The 3,551-nt window shown below is 57.8% G+C and carries 4 protein-coding genes; 2 read left to right on the top strand and 2 right to left on the bottom strand.

Features of this window, described 5'->3' with window-relative positions:
• Together ACRC1E_RS11485 and ACRC1E_RS11480 are read left to right on the top strand one after the other, a co-directional pair.
• A partial coding sequence (locus tag ACRC1E_RS11485; protein WP_438515229.1) for a sensor histidine kinase occupies positions 1 to 1,380 on the top strand: 1,380 nt, incomplete at its 5' end.
• Positions 1,380 to 2,648, top strand: a complete 1,269-nt coding sequence (locus ACRC1E_RS11480; RefSeq protein ID WP_438515228.1) for a sigma-54-dependent transcriptional regulator — start codon at positions 1,380 to 1,382, stop codon at positions 2,646 to 2,648. The genes ACRC1E_RS11485 and ACRC1E_RS11480, both read left to right, overlap by 1 nt.
• 61 nt (positions 2,649 to 2,709) lie before the next feature.
• Here ACRC1E_RS11480 and ACRC1E_RS11475 read toward each other — a convergent pair whose 3' ends face one another.
• Both ACRC1E_RS11475 and ACRC1E_RS11470 read right to left on the bottom strand, forming a co-directional pair.
• Entirely contained in the window at positions 2,710 to 3,192 is a 483-nt protein-coding gene (locus ACRC1E_RS11475; RefSeq protein WP_438515227.1) for a TlpA disulfide reductase family protein, read from the bottom strand.
• The coding region (locus tag ACRC1E_RS11470) for an acyl-CoA thioesterase (protein WP_438515226.1) at positions 3,189 to 3,551 on the bottom strand (363 nt) is incomplete at its 5' end. The genes ACRC1E_RS11470 and ACRC1E_RS11475, both read right to left, overlap by 4 nt.

Raw genomic sequence — 3,551 nt, 5'->3', positions numbered from 1 at the left:
GCCATTGCGCGCGATGCCGACCTGATCGAAGACGCCCGCGCCGAATACAGCCAGCTGCTCCTGGGGCGTGACGGGCTGAAAACCTTCTACACCATGACACTGCTGCTGGTGTTCCTGCTGGCCATCACCGCGGCACTGGCTTTCGCCCTGTATTTTTCAGAACGCATGTCGGCGCCTTTGTCCGAGCTGGCGGCCGGCACGCGTGCAGTGGCGCAGGGGGATTTTTCCAAACGCCATCCGGTATACCGCCGTGACGAACTGGGCATCCTCACCTCGATGTTCAACCGCATGACCCAGCAGCTGGAAGAGGCGCGCCACACGGCCGACGAAAGCCGCCACCAACTGCAAAACAGCAAGCTCTACCTGGAAAGCATTCTGGCCAACCTGACCGCCGGCGTGATTGCCATCGACCAGCAGGGGCATCTCAGAGCAGCCAACAGCAGCGCGGGGCGAATTTTAGGCATCGATTTTTCCGAACTGGCGCCCCATGCCCTATCCGATTGGGCACTACATGCCCCCACGCTGGTGCCGCTGATAGACGTCATCCATGGCGAGGCGGCCAGCCAGCACAACGACTGGCAGCGCCAGATCGAATACGCCCACTCTCAGGGTTCCCGCACGCTACTGGTCCGCGTTTCGCGCTTACCCGAGCGCTCGGATGGAGGCTATGTCGCGGTATTCGACGATATTACCGAGCTGGCTCGCGCCCAGCGCGATGCTGCCTGGGGCGAGGTGGCTAAACGGCTGGCGCACGAGATACGTAATCCGCTCACGCCCATCCAGCTATCGGCCGAGCGCATGGCCATGAAGCTGTCGCCCAAACTGGAAGGCGCCGATGCCGACCTGCTGACACGCGCGACCGATACCATCATCAAGCAAGTCGCGGCGCTCAAGGGCATGGTCGATGCTTTCCGCGACTATGCACGCGCCCCGCGTATCCAGCTCGTGCCGCTAGACCTGAATGAAGTGCTCGCTGAAGTCCTGACCATGTATGAAGGCAGTACCCCCGCCACGCTAGAACTCAGCGCTAAGCCTTTGAAAATAATGGGAGATGCCGCTTTACTCAGGCAAGTCCTGCACAACCTGCTATTGAATGCCCGAGATGCGGTTCTTGACGTTGGCATTCCAATCATTCACATTAGCAGTCGTAACGCAGGGCGTCAGGCTCAAATTTCGATAGAAGACAATGGCCCTGGTTTTGCCCAGGACATCCTGACGCGGGCATTCGAGCCCTATGTGACGAGCAAGACCAAGGGCACCGGACTGGGACTTGCTGTCGTGAAGAAGATTATTGAAGAGCACCAAGGTCAGATTACCCTCGCCAATGCCAGTACTGGCGGCGCCCGCATACTGATCACCTTGCCCTTGTTGGAGAGTTAATGCGTAGCAGCGATATTTTGATTGTTGATGATGAAGTAGGCATCCGGGAGTTGCTCTCGGAAATCCTGCAGGATGAAGGCCATACTGTCGCGGTGGCAGAGAATGCAGAAGTGGCTCGTCAACTCAGAAGTCAGACCCGTCCTGCACTGGTCCTGCTCGACATCTGGATGCCGGATTGCGATGGTGTCACCCTGCTCAAGGAATGGGGAAAATCAGGCCTGCTGAATATGCCGGTCGTGATGATGTCCGGTCACGCCAGCATAGATACGGCGGTCGAGGCCACCCGCATCGGCGCTTTCGACTTTCTGGAAAAACCGATCGCCCTGCAAAAGCTGCTGTCTACCGTACAGCGCGCGCTCAAATATGGCGACATGCAGGCCAATACCTCGCTCAATCTGGACAAACTGGGCAAGAGCGAACCCATTTATGAACTCAAACGCCAGCTTGAGCGCGTCTCCAAGGTCAAGTCGCCGGTATTACTGACCGGTGAACCGGGTGCCGGTTTCGAGCTGGTCGCCCGTTTTTTCCATCACGGCAGCGCCCCGTGGGTGACACCGGCCAAGCCCGAGCAACTGGCCGACGCACCGCTGGAACTGCTGCAAAAAGCCAATAACGGCGTACTGTATTTATCCGAAATCGGTCAGTACAACCGCCGCATCCAGCAGGGCCTGCTGTTTTTGCTGTCCAAGCTGGATCGCTTCAACGTCCGCTTGGTATGTTCCTGCAGCCGCCCGCTACAGGAACTGCTGGTCGACCCCGAGTGCGACAATCGCCTGCTGACCGCGCTGTCCAGTGTGATCATCCCCATTCCGCCGCTACGCGATCACGCCGAAGACATCATGCTGATCGCAGAACAGCTGTTAACCGAACTGGTCGAGTCCAAGCAGGTTCCGGCACGCAAGCTGACAACCTCGGCACTGAATGCCCTGCGCCAATACGAATGGCCGGGTAATCTGGAACAGCTACGAGGCATTATCAAGAGCCTGGCGCTGACGGCGGAAGCGGATAGCATTGATGCGCCCGAGGTCAACAAGGTGCTGTCCCAGTTCCGCCATGACAAACCGGCTGCAGAAAGCGGATTCGACTTTACCCTGCCGCTGCGGGAGCTGCGCGAACAGCTGGAACGACGCTATTTCGAGCATCATATCGCGCTGGAAAACGGCAATATGAGCCGGGTCGCACAAAAGGTCGGGCTGGAACGGACCCACCTTTACCGAAAGCTTAAGCAGCTGGGGGTACGTTTTACCCGCAAGCAGCTGGAAGAATAAGCATCTCCCTGCCATCAAAAAACCCGCTCGCGAGCGGGTTTTTTATTGCGACATACACAGGCTATAGGCTCTGCATGATCAGCTTCTTGACCTCGTCGAAGTTCATTATCCCGACATAGCGCTTGACGATATTGCCATCCCTGTCGATCAAAAATGTGGTCGGCGTCAGCGCAACATCACCAAAAGCCTTGGCGATACTGCCGTCAGTATCGAGCACGACCGGAAATGGCAGTGCATTCTTTTCGACATAGGCCTGCACATAATTGGGCGGATCGTAATTCATCGCGACCGCAATGGTCTCAAATCCCTTGGCAGCATACTCGCGGTACATTTTCTGCATATGCGGCATTTCTTCGATGCAGCCAGGACAGCTGGTCGCCCAGAAATTAACCAGTACCACCTTGCCCTTGAGCGCTTCCGGCGAAACCGTCTGCCCGGACAAGGTGCGGTAGCTCAACTCCGGAGCCCGATTGCGCTCCAGCGCCAGATAAGCCAGCAGCAACACGCCGCCCAAGACGGCGGCAGCCAGTACCTTTTTAATCATGCAGCCACCTCGTCCTGCTGCAGACCCTGCAACAGCGCCAGCAAGTCGCCATCAATTGCCACCGCCTTGCCCTGACGGCTGTGGTAGGCAACAAACGTCACATCCGCCTCGGCGACCAGCTTGCCGCTGGCAGCCAGCGCCACACGCTGGTGCATGACGGCAGAACGGTTACCGACAGACTTGACCGACGTTTCGATGGCCAGTTCGTCGCCCATTGTTGCCGCATGCCGGTAGTCGATATTGATATTGACCACAATCAGCGCCAGCCCGGACTGCAAAAACGCCGGCAGATCCGCCTTCTCTTCGAAGAAGGTCCAGCGCGCCTCCTCCAGGAATTCGAGATAGCGTGCATTGTTGAC

The organism is Craterilacuibacter sp. (assembly GCF_051659485.1).
In the GTDB taxonomy this organism is placed as follows: domain Bacteria; phylum Pseudomonadota; class Gammaproteobacteria; order Burkholderiales; family Chromobacteriaceae; genus Craterilacuibacter.
This window is presented reverse-complemented; position numbering and strand designations above follow the sequence as displayed.